Origin of the sequence: Streptomyces sp. NPDC096205, assembly GCF_044763135.1 — a bacterium.
Classification (GTDB): Bacteria; Actinomycetota; Actinomycetes; order Streptomycetales; family Streptomycetaceae; genus Streptomyces.
In genome coordinates this window covers 393,429-408,534 of the sequence record NZ_JBIWFS010000009.1, presented here as the reverse complement: position 1 = coordinate 408,534, position 15,106 = coordinate 393,429, and the positions used below count along the sequence as shown (strand labels likewise).

The following is a 15,106-nucleotide window of genomic DNA, read 5'->3' as shown; positions in this document are numbered from 1 at the left end:
GAACCCCCCGGGTCGGCGGGCGCACTCATGCCACACCCACCCGGGCAGGACGGACACCCGAAGGCACGGGAGCCCCGGAGGCGTTGGCCAGCGCAGCAGCCGCGTGCGCCACGCTCACCATCGTCATGTGGTGATGCCAGCCCCGGAACGACCGCCCCTCGAAGTCCCGCGCACCGAGCCCGTCGGTCACCTCGGAGAGATCCCGCTCGACCCGTCTCGCCAGCATCGCGGTGCGATAGATCGTGCCGAGCTGGGTACGCGAGAGATTGGACAGCCAGTACTCGGCCGGCGCCCGCCGGTTGCGCGAGGTCCAGGCGCCGAGCAGGACGAGCTCCTGCCGCTCGTTGAGCTGGGCCGGTACCGCACGGCGGCGTCGTAACCGCACGCGCATGGTGCCGACCGACGTCGCCCGGACGGTGTCCGTGACGTGGTCGTACCACTCGACGGGCATGCAGTTGCGGCTGAGCGCGGCGGTCAGCACGTCGGTCGCCTGCGCGCGGTCGGCGAGCGCCGGCTGCTGCAGCGGCTCCAGGAGGGCGAACCGTGAGGCCGGGTCGATCCGCACCACGAACGGGATGTGACGGGCGTTCAGTTCGGCGCACGCGGCGTACGGGTCGCCGTCGCGCAGGTCCATCACCACCGGCCGGCCGGGCAGGTTCCACTCGGAGGCCATCCGGTCGACCGCGCCGATCCCGCACTGCTCGGGTGGCGAGGAGTCCACATGCGACGGGATCGAGGCGCGCCGGCGGCGCTCGGGGTGCTCGGTCCAGCACTCCGGCAGCGCCAGCCGCCAGTCCACCGGGCAGCTGCCCTGCTCCGACACCAGCCAGACCCCGGCCGCCTGCTGGCAGTTGACGATCCGGCCGATGTGCGCGACCCACTGGCGCTCCACGCCGACCGAGTGCTCACCGATCTTCGTGATGACCAGCGGGTGGACCACCCAGGCCCGCGGGGTCAGCCGCTCGCTCAGCAGCTGCGCCACCGCACGCCGCACCGGCCCGCACTGCCACGTGGACTTGGTGATGAATTGGTAGAGGCTTTGCTCCACGCTGTTTCCGGCACCGTTGGCGAGCGCGCGCATCGTCTTTTTGCCATCGACCGTGAGCAGACCCCGGACATAAAGTTCTGCCCAGCGCCGTTGATCGCTGCGCGGAATCGACTCCAGAGCCCGGGAGAGGATGGCCGAGAATACGTCCTCCGGCATTCCCTCCGGCAAGTTCTGCCGATGTTCTACGGACATGGTGGGGCCCTCTCTGCAAGTGGTGCTGTTTGCTCGCCGCCGCAGTGGAACAAGGGCATCCGGCCGGTTTTGGGCCGTGGATCATCAGGCCCGGAAAAGCGGTCGCTCACTCCGGGTGCGTGGAATTGCCTGTCCAGATGTCGGGTTTTCGGGCACGCGGTGTTGCGTCCCCCTGCGCGGGGGACGTGGACCGGGCCCGGTGCGGGCGGCGGCGACGGGACCCGGGGCGGGACGGCGGCGCGGCAGCGCTGCGTGGCCGGCTCGTCCCGGCCCCGGATCCTTCAGGAGGCCCGGCGGGAGGGGGGTTCCCGGCGGGCGGTGACCGTGGGGTGCGCGGTTCAGCCGGCCCGGCCGGACCAGGCCAGCAGCCGGTCCGGGGTGAGCCTGCGGTACAGCGGCGACCAGTCGGCCGGGGCGTCGCCGGGCTCGTTGTAGAGCTCGAACGTCTTGCCCACCGCCTCCGGCACCCGCAGAGCCTGCACACAGGCCTCCGCCACGGCGCCCCGGGAGACCCAGCCGTCGCCCCGGTCGTCCTGTTCCAGACGGACACCACAGCCGGCGAAGGGGTCGTCGGTCAGCCAGCTCGGGCGTATCACCGTGTACGGCAGCCCGCTGGCCCGCACGGCGTCCTCGCCGCGCAGCCGCCAGTCGAGCAGCCGGCCGTAGGAGTTCATCGGGTGTTCTCGCCGGGTCACGAAGATCTGGCTGACCAGCACGAAGTGCGGGCGTTCACCCTGTGCGGTGGCCGCGGCGAGCACATTGCGCACACCGTCGTACATCGTGGTCTCGGGGCTGTCGGGGCCCGAGTCGGCCGTGCCGGGTTCGACGGTGAACACCACTCCGGCGCATCCCCGTAGCGCCGGAGCGAGCGTGTCGGCGTACCGGACGTCGGCCCGGTGCAGTTCCACTCCGAGTGGCAGCCGGCCGCTCTGCGGCCTTCTGCTCACCACTCGTACGCGATGGCCCTGTTCGGTGAGCCGCCGGGTGATGCGCGTGCCGAGCCGGCCCGCCCCGCCCACGACGGCGATGGGGTTCTGCATGGGTCCCCTCCCTGGTCGACGCCTCACACCCAGCGCAGGATGTCCTCGGCGCTCCTGAGTTCGGTCCTTGCGGGCAGTCCCGTCAGCGCGGGCACCCTCAGCCGCGGGTACACAGTCACCCCGCAGAGTCGCGATCCCGGCCAGAGCACGGCGCCGTCGCCGATGGCCGAGTACCTCTCCAGCCGGATGGGCCGGGCGCGCTCGGAGCACACCTCCGCCATCGGGCCGACGTAACTGTCGGATATGTCGGCGTAGCGGCCGACGACCGCGGATTCGCCGACGGTGGAGCGCACCACGGTGCTGCCCTCGCGGACCTCGGCTCCGTCGCCGATGTCCGCGTGCTCCAGGCGCACACCCCGGCCGATCTCCACGTCCTCGCCGATCCGGACACCGGGGCCGATGACCACGGAGCCCTCCTCGATCTTCTGGGCGAGGGTGGTGCCGGTGGCGTCGTCCTTGGTCCGCAGGCTGCTCTCATGGATCCACAGCCGTCCGGAGCCGTCCTCGGGGCGGTCGGTCAAACGATTCATCTGCTCGTACGCGCCGTTGAGCACGAGCCGCACGGTGTCCAGGTAGTCGGGCACGTTGCCCATGTCGCCGAGCCTGCCGATGGTGTGGGTGGCCACGGGGTGCCCCTGCTCGACCAGGTGCGGGAGCAGATCGCCGCCCACGTCGAGGCGCTGGTGGGAGCGCCGGAACAGCTCGGGCTCACGGGCCAGCAGCCGCAGGCGGGCACAGTCGACGAGGTACATGCCGGCGTTGGTCGGCAAGGTGGCCGCCGGGTCCTGTGCGGTCTGCGGGAACAGCTCGCGCAGCTCGCCCTCGGCCGGCTTCTCCACGAAGCCGCGCACCAGCCCGGACTCGTCCGTGCGCATCACTCCGTACTTGCGGGCGATGTCGGCAGCGGTACGGGCGACGGAGGCGACCGTGACCACGGCGCCCTGTTCCTCGTGGGTGCGTGCCATGGACGCGAGGTCGAAGTCGAAGAGCGAGTCGACCGGCAGGACCAGTGCCCTCCCCTGGAGGTCCCACTGCTCCAGATTGTGGAGCGTCGCGCCGGCGGAGCCGACGTTGTAGCGGTCGAAGCGGGAGCGTGAGTACGTGATGCGGACGCCGTACCGTTCGCCGTGCCCGAGCAGCAGCTTGATCTGGTTGCGGTTCTCCAGGCCGTGGGTCACCACGTAGAAGCGGCGGATCCCCTGCTCCCGGCAGGACTCCAGCACCCACTCGACCAGCCGTCGGCCGACGAGCGGGATCAGAGCCTTGCTCCTGATGTAGTCGGCGGACTCAAGAGTGATGGGCTTGGCCCGTTCGCCACGGCCACCGGCCAGCAGGATGCCGACGATTTCCGAATCGGTGCTCATCACGCCCCCATCGTGTTGAGTGGACTTTGGTTTACGGCCAGTTGTCGTCGTCCGGGCCGAAAACGACCCGCTCCGAAGCGATCTGGGCGGTCTGAGTGCCCGAGTCGCCCTCGGCCGTCGAGATTCCCGAGGGGGCCGCCGCGGTGCCGATGGCTATTGCCATCGCCAGCGTTCCGATAAATCCCTTCACGGCGTGATCCGTGAATTGCATGTCCTCTCCCGTTTGGCTGAAACTGAATCGCGCTTTCGCCTTCAGAATCATGCCGTACGAACCCTGCCCAACTGGGGCTTGGGTAGCATCGTGAGCACGCAATGTCAGAACCGGAAGGGGGGGCAAGTGTGCAGGAATCCGGACATACATCCCCAACCCAATGTCGTTCGTCTGTGCGAAGAAGGCCTGGAGGCCTACCGCGAGGCCCTGACGAAAGGTCCGATCCGCGGCGAGGTGCCCGAGTGTCTGGTCGAGCTGGGTCTGCTGCGTCCGTTGGCCGAAGAGCCCGCGCTCCTCGGTGCCGTCCCGCCCGACATCGCGAGCAGTGAGTTACGCCGCCCCATCGAGCGGGCCGTCCTGGTCCAGCAGCATGCCATCGCCGCCATCCAGGAGGCGCTCAGCGCGGCCGAGGACATCTACCGCGAGGAGCACCGTGAGTCGGGCACCGCGGTACGGCTGCTACGGGGCATCGACGTCATCCGGGCCGCCCTGCGGCAGGCCCGCGACAGCTGCGTGGAAGAGGTGATCACCGCCAAGCCCGGCGGGGCCCGGGAACCCCACCTCCTGGAACAGGTCCTGCCCTCCAACCTCTCCATGCTGAAGAAGGGCGTCAAACAGCGCACGCTCTACCAGCACACCGTGCGCACCCACGGCCCCACCCTCGCCTACATCGAGCAGGTGGTCGCCGCCGGGGCCGAAGTCCGCACCCTCAACGAGGTCTTCGACCGCCTGATCATCTACGACCGGCGCATCGCGTTCATCCCCGAACCGGTACTCGACATCAACTCCACGGCCGTGGCCATCGAGCACCCCGCGATCGTGCACTACCTCGCCATGGTCTTCGACAACGCCTGGCACCGGGCCGAGCCCGTCACCATCACCTCCCAGCAGGCACGTCCCCCGCTGATGACCGACGAAACGCGGAAAGCCGTACTCCGCCTGATGATCGAGGGTCACACCGACGCCGCGATCTCCAAGCGGCTCGGCATCAGCACCCGTACCGTCTCCACGCACATCAAGAAGGCGTCCGAGGCGTTCAACAGCCGCAGCCGCGCCCAACTCGCCTTTCTGCTCGCCAAGTCGTCGATCATCGACGACGAGGCGCTCTGAACCGGCCCGGCCTCAGCGGCGCCGCTCGTCCATCCCGGCCAGCGGCGCCTGGCGGCTGCGCACGGTGTGCCGCGTCCGCCGCAGCCGCAGCGCCAGCTGCACCTCCAGCGACCGGCCCGGCTCCTGCCAGTGCGGGCCGAGCAGTTCGGTGATGCGCTCCAGCCGGCGCGAGACGGTGTTCGGGTGCACATGCAGGCTCTCCGCGGCCCGCCGGGGCGAGCCGCCCGAGGCGAAGTACGCCTCCAGGGTCCTCGCCAGCTCGGTGTCCTGCCGGGCGTCGTAGTCGAGGACCGGGCCGATGGTGTCCGTGATGAACGCCGCGGTGTCGGGGTTGTCCGCCAGCACCAGGCCCAGAAAGCCGAGATCCTGCGGCGAGGCACTGCCGCCGGCCCCGCCGAGCGCGGTCAGCGCGTCCAGACACCGCCGTGCCTCGGCATACGCGCGGTGCACGGCCCCGGGCTCGGTCACCGGCCCGGCCGACCCGACCGTCACCGGATGACCGAGGGCCGTACGCAGCGCGTCGGAGGCGTCCCGCCCCGCCGCCGAAGGGTCGCTGCCCGGCAGTGCCAGCACCAGACAGCCGCCGTCGGTGGTCTTCAGACCGGCGTGTCGATGCGCGTAGGAGGACGCCCACACCAGGGCCCGGCCCGATGGCCCGCCCTCCGGCCGCACGGCGAGCACCACATGCGGCTGGTCCAGATCGACGCCCAGCCGGCGGGCCCGGCGCTGCACCTGTTCCAGCGAGCGCGGCGGGTCGCGCAGCAGCTCGGCCAGCAGTTCGTCGCGCCCGTTGCCCTCGGCGTCCGACGCGGTGGAGCGCAGCCGCAGCAGGACGGCCGTGGACTGTGCGACCGCCTCCAGCAGCCGCGGCGCGCATAACTCGAGGCCGGCGCCCGGAGCGAGGATGAGCGTGCCGACGACCTCCTCGCCCGCGACCGCCGGACACACCCACAGCCCGCCCTCGCTGCGGACCGCGGTGCGCGCCTCCTGCGCCTGCAGCATCCGCCGGTACAGCTCGCCGTCCTCGACCGGCGGGAAGCCGTCCGTCACCGCGAGGGTGCGCCCGGCCGCGTCGCGCACCAGCAGCGCGCCGTCCAGCTCGGCCGCCGCGCTCGCCGCCAGCTCCGTGATGTCGCAGCCGCGCAGCACCATGTCGATCAGCCGGGTGTGCAGCTCCTCGGGCCCCGCCTGCGCCGAGCCCTCCGCGGCGCGCGGCCCGGTGATGCGCGGCCCGCCGGCCCGCGGCCCGCCGGCCCGTGGCCCGCGGCTCCGCGACCCGGTGGGCGCCTCGCCCGCCAGCTCCTGCAGCCGCGCCTTCTCGATCGCGAGGGCGGCCAGATCACCGAGGGCCGACATCAGGGTGATCTCGTCCGGTGTGAAGTGACGTACCGCGCGATCGGCGACGTACAGCGTGCCCAGCACGGTGCCGCCCTGCTTCAGCGGCACCGCCAGCAGGGCGTGCAGGCCGTCCTCGCGGATGGTGTCGTCGAGCGCGGGGGCGTGCGGGAACCGCTTGTCGGCGAGATAGTCCGGGGTCCAGAACGGCGCCGAGCGGGCGGCCGCCGTGCGGCCCGCGCCCGCGGCCGGCGGCACCGAGAAGCCGACGGTCAGGGCGGTGGTACGGCCGTCGGTGGTCACCACGAACGACCGGCCGCCGGCCGGGGAGGTCAGATTGACCCAGGACGTGTCGCAGTTCAGCAGCAGCCGGGCGCGCCGGGCCACCACCCGCAGGAACTCGTCCACGTCGTAGGGGACGGTCAGTTCGCGGGTGGTCTCCATCAGCGCGGCCAGACCCGCCTCGCGCTGCCGGCGCCGGGCGAACAGCCCCTGCACATCGCGCGCCAGCCCCTGCGCGGGCTCCTTGTACGGCTCGGCGTCGGCCTCTTCGTCGGGCTCTTCCCCGGCCTCTTCGTCCCGCACGAGCGGTGCCGGGGCGGTGCCCGGGCGGCCCGTCCGTGCCGGCTGCGCCTCCATGGCCAGGATCTCCAGAAGTCCGAGCAGCCCGTCGCGTACGAGACGGTCCTCGTCCGGCACCGTGTGTCACCCCCAGCCAGGCCCTGGCGGACAGGGGGAATCCGCACCGGGCCTTTGTGAACCTAGAGTGCTCCCGCGGTTACCGTCAACATTGGCCGGAACCCTTCGCTCCGCCCCTTTTTGACGTGGCATCACCGCAGGTGGGAGACGGTCGGGTGGCGCAAGCACCACCCGGCGTCCGAATGCTGTTGCCTAAACACCTTCCCCCGCCGCCGCCGGGCGGGCAGCCTCGGTGTGCAGGGCCGTTCGAGAAGGCGGCGGGGAGAGCGGTGCGCAGGGGTGGCGACGAAGGGAAGCGGGCGTTCATGCGCCGAGTGGGGGAGAGGGACGACGCGGACATACGTGTGCTGCGGACCGAAGGGGCGCCCGACGTCGGGCCCGCCCCGGCGCGTCCGCCGACGGAGGACGGCGTACGGCGTTGAGACCGGCCGGGTCGCGGCGTACGGAGCCCGCACCGGGCGGGCACCGCGCGTGCCGTGCGGCCGCCTCAACTGCCGGGCACCCCGGTCAGGGTCTGGTCGCGGAAGCCGGGACCGAGGTGCAACTGGTCCAGGCGGATGCCCTGCCGGCGCAGGGCGGCCAGCTCCGAGTGGCCGCGGACGTGCTCGTTCAGCAGGGTGTCGCCGCGCAACCCGGCGACGGTCAGACGCTGTTCGGCCAGCTCGGCCGGCACGGTGTGCGCGGTGTTCCAGCCGACGAGCGCGGTCAGATGGCGGGGCGTGGACATCGTCCACAGCAGCTTCGGCGGCTGGGCGCCACCCGCCCTGAGCACCCGCCACCAGCCGTCGTCCAGGCGTTCCTCGCGCATCCGGAACAGCACCCGGGCCAGCGCGAGCGAGGCCTGCACCCGGCTGCCGCCGGCATGGCGCCCGTCCAGGCGGGCATTGACCGCCGCGTCGATCGCCCCCACCGGGACCGACGTCACGGCGGTGCCGGCCGGCAGCGGCAGCCCACGGGCCAGCGCCTGCTCCAGCCCGGCGAAACAGGCCTCCAGGACCCGGCCGTAGGACTCGAGGGTGGTCACCGGAGCGGCGTCCACCCGAAGGCCCCGGCCCAGCGCCTCGGCGATGGCGGCGAGGCCCTCGGTGTCCGGCACGATCCGCACCAGCAGGTTGGGCCGGCCGACCGCGAGCGCGGCGTCCGGGTCCAGCGCCGCGGAGACCAGACCGGCGCGCCCGTCGCAGGACAGGTGCGCGGGCAGCAGCGCGTCGCACAGGGAGCGGACCTCCGCCACCGACACGGCCGCGCTGACCAGCCCCTGGAAAGCGTCCGGGGCACCGGTGACGAGCCGTCGCAGCGTGGCGACGGCGGCCGGGGCGCCGGGGCTGTCCGCCAGCCACACGGCAACACCCTCGGCTGCGAGTTGGGCCACAGCGGTGGCCGCGGACGGGCAGAGCATGCGAACGGAGCGTAGAGGAGGCCAACCGGCTGCCCAAGAGGTGAAGGCTGTGAAACCACTGTGACTTTCCGCTGGAGGGAGTGGAGTCGAGGTCATGAATCCGTTCGGAGCCACCGCGGCGACGCGTCGGGCACCCCGTCCCGGGGTGTGGACCGCGCGGGGCACCCGGGTGAGGCGATGAGCCTGTCCGGCTACGAGGCCTACCGCAACGAACTCACCGCACTCGCCCGGCACGACGGCCGGATCGTGTGTCTGGACGCCTCACCGGGGCGCACCGACCACCCCTTCGAGCTGCGTCACCCCGACCGCTTCTTCGGCCTGGCCGGCGTCGCCTCCGCGATGGTGGACGTCGTCTCGGGCATGGTCGCGGCCGGGTTCCGCCCGTTCGTCTGCACCGGCCCGGGGCCACGCGGCCTGGGCACCGCGGGCAACCTGGGGCTGCGTGCCCGGCTGCTCGAGGCCGGCGCGAGCGTGGTCACGCCGTACGCCGGTTTTCTGGAGGACTATCAGGTGTTACGGCGCCTGGAGGGGGTGACACTGGCCGCGCCCTGCGGGGACGCGGAGACCCGGGCGGTCGTGCGGGCCGCGGCCGCCACGGACCGGCCCTTCCACATCAGAGTGGGCACCGTGCCACGCCCCTACTGGCCACGCCCCGACCTCGTGCCGGGCGCGCTGACCCGTCCCGTGGCCTGGGAGTCACCGGGCCACGGCGACGAGGACACCGTCTGTCTGGTCTCGGTGGGCGAGTACGGCACCGGCACCGCCCGCGCCGCCCGTGCCCTCGCGCCCTGGCTCGCCCATGCGCACCTGGTGTACCTGGACGACGGCAACCTCGCGGTGGCCGCGGCCGAACTGGCCCGCAGCCACAGCCGTTTCCTGATCGTCGGCGCCCGGACCTGCACCCGGGGCATGGCCGACGCCCTGGCCCGCCACCTGCCCGACGCCTACGTGGACCTCGCCCCGGCGGCCACCGACGGCAACGGCAACGGCGTCACCGAGACTCTCCGCGCAGCCGACCGCGCGGCAGGGTACGGGGTCCGCCGGATCGTGTGAGGCGGGCGGGGCGGGGGTGCAGGATCGTCCGACCCGGGCGGGGCGGGAGGCGCCCCGGCCGCGAGGGCGAGGCGCCATGACAGCGGGGCCACGCCCTGATGCCTGGTGCCACGTCCCTCCGACTCGCCTGGCTCGGGCGGGGGACGACCTGATGGAATCGGCGGCGTGGACTTCCTGAGGATCGCGCCGATCGAGACCGCCCGACTGAGCCTCGTACCGCTCGCGGTCGAGTACGCGCGGGAGATGGCCGAGGTGCTCTCCGACCCGGCGCTGCACGCCTTCATCGGAGGCGCCCCGCACTCGGCCGAGGCGCTGCACGCGCGCTACGAGCGCCTGGTGGCCGGCTCGCCCGATCCGTCGGTGACGTGGTGGAACTGGGTGATCCGGCTCCGGGAGGAGGGACGCCTGGCCGGGACGGTGCAGGCGACGGTCGCCGACTCCGAGCGCGGGCCCGTCGCCGAGGTGGCCTGGGTGGTCGGCACGCCCTGGCAAGGGCACGGCGTGGCGACGGAGGCCGCCCGAGGCCTGGTCGCCTGGCTGCCGGAGCGAGATGTGCGGGTGGTACGCGCCCATGTCCACCCGGAGCATCACGCCTCCGCGGCCGTCGCTCGTGCCGCCGGCCTGACGCCCACCGGCCTCTGACACGAGGGCGAGATCAGATGGGAAGGCCCGGCGGGCGGTCTCAGTCGGAGATGACCGCCGTACGGTGCACCCACTCGCTGCCGTGGGCCGCCCGGTGCATGAAGGCGGCGACGTCCGCGCGGCTGATCGTCGGGCTGCCCTTCATCGGCAGCCGGTCGTCCGCGTGGTAGCTGCCCCGGGCCGGGCCGTTGGTGAGCCGGGTCGGGTAGACCAGCGTCCAGTCCAGGCCGCTGGAGCGGATGTCGTCGTCGGCGATCTCCTTGTCGGCGTACAGGGAGCGCAGCAGCGTGGCGTACATCAGCTTCTGCGTCAGGCTCGACCACGGGAAGGTGTGACCGACGCCGAAGGACGACAGCCAGACCAGACGCGACACGGCGGTCTCCTCGGCGGCGGCGAGCGCGGCCGCCGAGGCGCGGGTGAACAAGCCGTCGGCGACCACGGACCTGCCCCGGCCGAGGGCGGAGACGAGGGCGTCCTGCCCGGCCAGAGCGCCTGAGACGTCGGAGCGGGAGGTCGCGTCCCCGGTCAGCACGGTCACCCGGTCGGCCGACTCGCCCAGTCCCGCTGGGTTGCGGACCAGGGCGGTGACCTGGTCGCCGGACCGCAGGGCCGCATCGACGACATGGCGGCCGGTGGGGCCGGTCGCGCCGAGGATCAGGAGCTTCATGCACTTCTTTCCTGTGGAGGAGCGCCTGCGCTCCGTTCGCAGCGGGCCGGCGGGTCAGGGCCAGACCAGGCAGTACGGCTGATGCCCCGCCTCGTGCAGCCGCTTGGAGAAGTCCTGCCACTCGTGCAGCAGCTGGTACACGTTGAACGCGTCCCGCGGGCCGCCGCGGTCCGGGACCGTCGACCAGATGAAGGCCGCCGCGCCGACGGCCTCCTCGCCGATGTCGCGCAGGGGGTCGACGACGGTCATGGGGAGTTTGACGACGGCGTAGTCGGGGTGGAGGACGACGAGTTCGAGCGGGGGGACCTTGTGCAGGGGGACGCCCTCGATGCCGGTCAGGACCATCGCGGCCATCGTCTCGGGCTTGATCTTGGTGAACATGCCGTTCATGCCGAGCTCGTCGCCGCCGAGTTCCTCGGGGCGCATCGAGATCGGGACGCGGGCCGCGGTCGCGCCGTCCGGCGCGCCGAAGTACTTGTACGTCACCCCCACCCGACCACCATTCCTGCTCCCCGCCCGGAGCCCCTCGACGCGCTGGTCGATCCGCTCGGGCTCCCTGTGCCCGCCCTGGGCCTGCCGTGCCTCGGTCGTTTCCTCCGCGTCGCGCCGGTGCCTTCCCCGCCGGGCACGTCGAGGACCCAGATCGTCAGTCCCCTCGCCCAGTCCGCCACCGCGATGCATATCTCCACCCGACTGCTTTTCTAGGACGCGTGGCCCCCGCCGCGCAACCCGATCATCGTGTCAGTGACCTCCCCCACGGTTGCCCGCCGAAACGTGCGGTGGGAACTCCTGTCCGCAGGATCTTTGCAGCCCCTGACAACGATCGTCCGAATGACGTGTGTGTGTCAGCTCTCAGTTTCGCAGATGCATTCCCCGGCGGCGGATGACCGATCGACCGGGGGCGCGGCCTACCCTGAACACGTCACTGCCCACCGGAGTCCGAGAAGTCGGAGAAGTCGCAGGTCATGAGCGAACTGCCATATCCATACGAAGCACCCGTCTCGCAGGCGCTGTTCGACCGTGCGGCGGCCGTCACGCCGGGCGGCGTGAACTCCCCGGTGCGGGCCTTCCGTGCCGTGGGCGGCACGCCCCGGTTCATGGTGTCCGGCACCGGGCCGTACATGACCGACGCGGACGGGCGCGAGTACGTCGACCTGGTGTGCTCCTGGGGCCCGATGATCCTCGGCCACGCGCACCCCGAGGTCATCGCCGCCGTGCAGGAGGCCGTCGCGCGCGGCACCTCCTTCGGTACGCCCGGTGAGGGCGAGGTCGCGCTCGCCGAGGAGATCGTCGCCCGGGTCGAGCCGGTCGACCAGGTGCGGCTCGTCTCCAGCGGCACCGAGGCGACCATGTCGGCGATCCGCCTCGCCCGCGGGTTCACCCAGCGGTCCAAGGTGATCAAGTTCGCCGGGTGCTACCACGGGCACGTCGACTCGCTCCTCGCCGCGGCCGGCAGTGGCCTCGCCACCTTCGCGCTGCCCGACACCCCCGGTGTCACCGGCGCCCAGGCGGGCGACACGATCGTGCTGCCGTACAACGACCTGGAGGCCGTGCAGGAGGCCTTCCACCGGCACCCCGGCGAGATCGCCTGTGTGATCACGGAGGCCTCGCCCGGCAACATGGGCGTCGTCCCGCCGCTGCCCGGCTTCAACCAGGGCCTGAAGGACGCGTGCGAGAAGAACGGCGCGCTGTTCATCTCCGACGAGGTCATGACCGGCTTCCGCACCAGCCGCGCCGGCTGGTACGGCGTCGAGGGCGTCGTCCCCGACCTGATCACCTTCGGCAAGGTCATGGGCGGCGGCTTCCCGGCCGCGGCCTTCGGCGGGCGCGCCGACGTCATGGCCCACCTCGCCCCCGCCGGGCCCGTCTACCAGGCCGGCACCCTCTCCGGGAACCCGGTCGCCACCGCGGCGGGCCTCGCCCAGCTGCGGCTCCTCGACGACGCGGCCTACGACACCCTGAACGGCGTGTCGAAGCAGATCCAGGCGCTCGTGACCGAGGCGCTGACCAAGGAGGGCGTGGCCCACCGGCTGCAGACCGCCTCCAACATGTTCTCGGTGTTCTTCACCGACCGTGAGGTGCGCGACTACGAGGACGCCCGCCGCCAGGAGTCCTTCCGCTTCAACGCGTTCTTCCACTCGATGCTGGCGCAGGGCGTGTATCTGCCGCCGTCGTCCTTCGAGTCCTGGTTCGTGTCCACCGCGCACGACGAGCGCGCGATCCAGAAGATCGCCGACGCCCTCCCGGCGGCGGCCCGAGCCGCGGCGGAGGCCACCGCGTGAGCAGCGAGAAGGACATCACCGTCGTCCATGTGATGCGGCACGGCGAGGTCGCCAACCCCGACGGCATCCTCTACGGCCGCCTGCCCGGCTACCACCTCTCCGAGCTGGGCCGGAAGATGGCCGAGCGGGTCGCCGACCATCTGGCCTCCCGCGACATCACGTACGTCTGCTCCTCCCCGCTGGAGCGGGCGCAGCAGACCGCGACGCCGATCGCCAAGGCGCACGGCCTGGACATCGCCACGGACGCCCGGCTGATCGAGGCGGACAACGTCTTCCAGGGCAAGACCTTCGGCGTCGGCGACGGCGCCCTGAAGAAGCCGGCCAACTGGAAGCACCTGGTCAACCCGTTCAAGCCGTCCTGGGGCGAGCCGTACGTCGACCAGGTGGTGCGGATGATGGGCGCGCTGGACGCCGCCAAGGACGCCGCGCGCGGGCACGAGGCCGTGCTGGTCAGCCACCAGCTGCCGATCTGGATCGTGCGCTCCTTCGTCGAGAAGCGGCGCCTGTGGCACGACCCGCGCAAGCGGCAGTGCACGCTCGCCTCGCTGACGTCCTTCACCTACGCGGGCGACCGGATCGTCTCCGTCGGCTACAGCGAACCGGCCATCGACCTGGTCCCCGCCCACCTGCGCGCCGGCGCCAAGCCGGTGAAGGGGAAGGACAAGGCCTTCGGGGCCTAAGTGGTCGATCGTTACAAAACCGGGAAATAGCGCAGGAACCCCCTCGTTCGTCGTGCCCTCTGAGTGAGTGACCACCTCAGAAGAACGACGAACGGGGGGCGCCATGCGCACTCTCACCCGCAGGGGAGCGCTCGGACTCGGTGCGGGCGCTGCCGCGGCGGCCTCACTGGCCGGCTGCGGCACCCACAACTCCTCGGACGGGGCCGCGCCCGGTCCCGGTTCCGTGCAGCACCGGCCGACCGGCAGCCCGACTCCCACCGTCCGCCCCATCGGGGACGGTTCGACGTCCTTCACCGGCAGGCAGCCCCACCAGCCGGAGCGGCCCGTCCCGCTGGAGCCCGGCGAGACCCCGCCGCAGTTCGTCGTCTTCTCCTGGGACGGCGCGGGCGAGGTCGGCAACGGCCTCTTCCCGCGTTTCCTGGACCTCGCCAAGGAGCACGGCGCGTCCATGACCTTCTTCCTCTCCGGGCTGTATCTGCTGCCCGAGTCGAAGAAGCGGCTCTACGACCCCCCGAACAACCAGCGCGGCGCCTCCGACATCGGCTACCTCACCGACGAGCACATCAGGATGACGCTCGACGGCGTGCGCCGGGCCTGGCTCGAGGGGCACGAGATAGGCACCCACTTCAACGGCCACTTCTGCGGCGAGGGCCACGGCTCGGTCGCCCACTGGACGCCCCAGCAGTGGCGCAGCGAGATCGACCAGGCGAAGTCGTTCGTGAAGCAGTGGCGCACGAACACCGGCTGGACCGACCTGCCGTCGCTGCCCTTCGACTACGACAAGGAGCTCGTCGGCGGCCGTACGCCCTGTCTGCTCGGCCAGGACAACCTGCTGCCCGTCGCCCGCGAGCTGGGCTGGCGCTACGACGCCTCCTCGCCCGGCGGCCTCCAGGTCTGGCCGACGAAGAAGCAGGGCATATGGGACCTGCCGCTCCAGCAGGTGCCCTTCCCCGGGCGGAGCTTCGAGGTCCTCTCGATGGACTACAACATGCTCGCCAACCAGTCGCTGAACTCCACCAACGCGCCCGCGTACAACTACCCGGCCTGGCGTGAACAGGCCGCGCAGGCCTACATATCCGGCTTCAAGCGGGCGTACGAGACAAACCGGGCACCCTTCTTCATCGGCAACCACTTCGAGCAGTGGAACGGCGGCATCTACATGGACGCCGTCGAGGAGGCGCTCAAGCACATGGCCGGCCAGAAGGACGTACGGCTTGTGTCCTTCCGGCAGTTCACCGACTGGCTGGACGTGCAGCGGCCCGAGGTGCTCGACAGCTTGCGCACCCTGGGTGTCGGACAGGCGCCCGCAGAGGGCTGGAAGCGGCTGTGAAATGCGGCTTTGCGCCCGCGAGGGGGGTGCGCAAGATCCCCGGAACGGACATGC

Annotated in this window: 14 protein-coding genes; 6 read left to right on the top strand and 8 right to left on the bottom strand. The window is 71.8% G+C overall.

Annotated elements, in window-relative coordinates:
• Window positions 1-25: 25 nt before the first annotated feature.
• The 4 genes from ACIQ6Y_RS31490 to ACIQ6Y_RS31475 form a co-directional block, all read right to left on the bottom strand.
• The gene (locus tag ACIQ6Y_RS31490; protein WP_404044195.1) at window positions 26-1,204 is read right to left on the bottom strand and encodes an IS701 family transposase; all 1,179 of its coding nucleotides are present in this window, start codon (window positions 1,202-1,204) and stop codon (window positions 26-28) included.
• 374 nt (window positions 1,205-1,578) lie between these two features.
• On the bottom strand, window positions 1,579-2,280 hold the full coding sequence (locus ACIQ6Y_RS31485; protein WP_399649323.1) for an SDR family oxidoreductase: 702 nt from the start codon (window positions 2,278-2,280) through the stop codon (window positions 1,579-1,581).
• Between the two features lie 23 nt (window positions 2,281-2,303).
• Window positions 2,304-3,644, bottom strand: coding sequence for a sugar phosphate nucleotidyltransferase (locus tag ACIQ6Y_RS31480; protein WP_404044037.1), 1,341 nt, complete (start codon window positions 3,642-3,644; stop codon window positions 2,304-2,306).
• A 31-nt stretch (window positions 3,645-3,675) separates the two neighbouring features.
• The gene (locus ACIQ6Y_RS31475) at window positions 3,676-3,906 is read right to left on the bottom strand and encodes a hypothetical protein (protein ID WP_404044035.1); all 231 of its coding nucleotides are present in this window, start codon (window positions 3,904-3,906) and stop codon (window positions 3,676-3,678) included.
• Between the two features lie 183 nt (window positions 3,907-4,089).
• Here ACIQ6Y_RS31475 and ACIQ6Y_RS31470 point away from each other — a divergent pair, with 183 nt between their 5' ends.
• Complete coding sequence (locus ACIQ6Y_RS31470; protein WP_404044033.1) at window positions 4,090-4,965, top strand: LuxR C-terminal-related transcriptional regulator; 876 nt, start codon at window positions 4,090-4,092, stop codon at window positions 4,963-4,965.
• A 12-nt stretch (window positions 4,966-4,977) separates the two neighbouring features.
• On the opposite strand, the gene ACIQ6Y_RS31465 is transcribed toward ACIQ6Y_RS31470, so the two are convergent.
• Window positions 4,978-6,999, bottom strand: a complete 2,022-nt coding sequence (locus ACIQ6Y_RS31465) for a helix-turn-helix domain-containing protein (protein WP_404044031.1) — start codon at window positions 6,997-6,999, stop codon at window positions 4,978-4,980.
• A 487-nt stretch (window positions 7,000-7,486) separates the two neighbouring features.
• Window positions 7,487-8,398, bottom strand: a complete 912-nt coding sequence (locus tag ACIQ6Y_RS31460; RefSeq protein WP_404044029.1) for a hypothetical protein — start codon at window positions 8,396-8,398, stop codon at window positions 7,487-7,489.
• Between the two features lie 177 nt (window positions 8,399-8,575).
• Here ACIQ6Y_RS31460 and ACIQ6Y_RS31455 point away from each other — a divergent pair, with 177 nt between their 5' ends.
• Both ACIQ6Y_RS31455 and ACIQ6Y_RS31450 read left to right on the top strand, forming a co-directional pair.
• The gene (locus ACIQ6Y_RS31455) at window positions 8,576-9,451 is read left to right on the top strand and encodes a transketolase (protein WP_404044027.1); all 876 of its coding nucleotides are present in this window, start codon (window positions 8,576-8,578) and stop codon (window positions 9,449-9,451) included.
• A 165-nt stretch (window positions 9,452-9,616) separates the two neighbouring features.
• Entirely contained in the window at window positions 9,617-10,093 is a 477-nt protein-coding gene (locus ACIQ6Y_RS31450; protein ID WP_404044025.1) for a GNAT family N-acetyltransferase, read from the top strand.
• Between the two features lie 40 nt (window positions 10,094-10,133).
• Here the strand turns inward: ACIQ6Y_RS31450 and ACIQ6Y_RS31445 are convergent, their stop codons facing one another.
• Window positions 10,134-10,760 (bottom strand): NAD(P)-dependent oxidoreductase, encoded by a 627-nt coding sequence (locus ACIQ6Y_RS31445; protein ID WP_404044023.1) that lies wholly within the window; start codon window positions 10,758-10,760, stop codon window positions 10,134-10,136.
• 54 nt (window positions 10,761-10,814) lie between these two features.
• Window positions 10,815-11,441: a hypothetical protein gene (locus tag ACIQ6Y_RS31440; RefSeq protein WP_404044021.1), complete on the bottom strand. Its 627-nt coding sequence runs from the start codon at window positions 11,439-11,441 to the stop codon at window positions 10,815-10,817.
• A gap of 284 nt (window positions 11,442-11,725) precedes the next feature.
• On the opposite strand from ACIQ6Y_RS31440, the gene hemL reads away from it, so the two are divergent.
• The 3 genes from hemL to ACIQ6Y_RS31425 all read left to right on the top strand — a co-directional run bounded on the left by hemL (window position 11,726) and on the right by ACIQ6Y_RS31425 (window position 15,052).
• Complete coding sequence (hemL, locus tag ACIQ6Y_RS31435; protein ID WP_404044019.1) at window positions 11,726-13,042, top strand: glutamate-1-semialdehyde 2,1-aminomutase; 1,317 nt, start codon at window positions 11,726-11,728, stop codon at window positions 13,040-13,042.
• Window positions 13,043-13,074: 32 nt separating this feature from the next.
• Complete coding sequence (locus tag ACIQ6Y_RS31430; RefSeq protein ID WP_404044193.1) at window positions 13,075-13,722, top strand: histidine phosphatase family protein; 648 nt, start codon at window positions 13,075-13,077, stop codon at window positions 13,720-13,722.
• A 103-nt stretch (window positions 13,723-13,825) separates the two neighbouring features.
• Window positions 13,826-15,052, top strand: a complete 1,227-nt coding sequence (locus ACIQ6Y_RS31425; protein ID WP_404044017.1) for a hypothetical protein — start codon at window positions 13,826-13,828, stop codon at window positions 15,050-15,052.
• The last annotated feature ends 54 nt before the right edge of the window (window positions 15,053-15,106 follow it).

Excerpts from the sequence above, each read along its gene's own strand:
- ACIQ6Y_RS31445 (WP_404044023.1), bottom strand. The coding sequence starts at position 10,760 with ATGAAGCTCCTGATCCTCGGCGCGACCGGCCCCACCGGCCGCCATGTC.
- ACIQ6Y_RS31455 (WP_404044027.1), top strand. The coding sequence starts at position 8,576 with ATGAGCCTGTCCGGCTACGAGGCCTACCGCAACGAACTCACCGCACTC.
- ACIQ6Y_RS31425 (WP_404044017.1), top strand. The coding sequence starts at position 13,826 with ATGCGCACTCTCACCCGCAGGGGAGCGCTCGGACTCGGTGCGGGCGCT.
- ACIQ6Y_RS31440 (WP_404044021.1), bottom strand. The coding sequence starts at position 11,441 with ATGCATCGCGGTGGCGGACTGGGCGAGGGGACTGACGATCTGGGTCCT.
- ACIQ6Y_RS31480 (WP_404044037.1), bottom strand. The coding sequence starts at position 3,644 with ATGAGCACCGATTCGGAAATCGTCGGCATCCTGCTGGCCGGTGGCCGT.
- ACIQ6Y_RS31430 (WP_404044193.1), top strand. The coding sequence starts at position 13,075 with ATGCGGCACGGCGAGGTCGCCAACCCCGACGGCATCCTCTACGGCCGC.
- ACIQ6Y_RS31490 (WP_404044195.1), bottom strand. The coding sequence starts at position 1,204 with ATGCCGGAGGACGTATTCTCGGCCATCCTCTCCCGGGCTCTGGAGTCG.
- ACIQ6Y_RS31485 (WP_399649323.1), bottom strand. The coding sequence starts at position 2,280 with ATGCAGAACCCCATCGCCGTCGTGGGCGGGGCGGGCCGGCTCGGCACG.
- ACIQ6Y_RS31460 (WP_404044029.1), bottom strand. The coding sequence starts at position 8,398 with ATGCTCTGCCCGTCCGCGGCCACCGCTGTGGCCCAACTCGCAGCCGAG.
- ACIQ6Y_RS31475 (WP_404044035.1), bottom strand. The coding sequence starts at position 3,906 with ATGATTCTGAAGGCGAAAGCGCGATTCAGTTTCAGCCAAACGGGAGAG.
- hemL (WP_404044019.1), top strand. The coding sequence starts at position 11,726 with ATGAGCGAACTGCCATATCCATACGAAGCACCCGTCTCGCAGGCGCTG.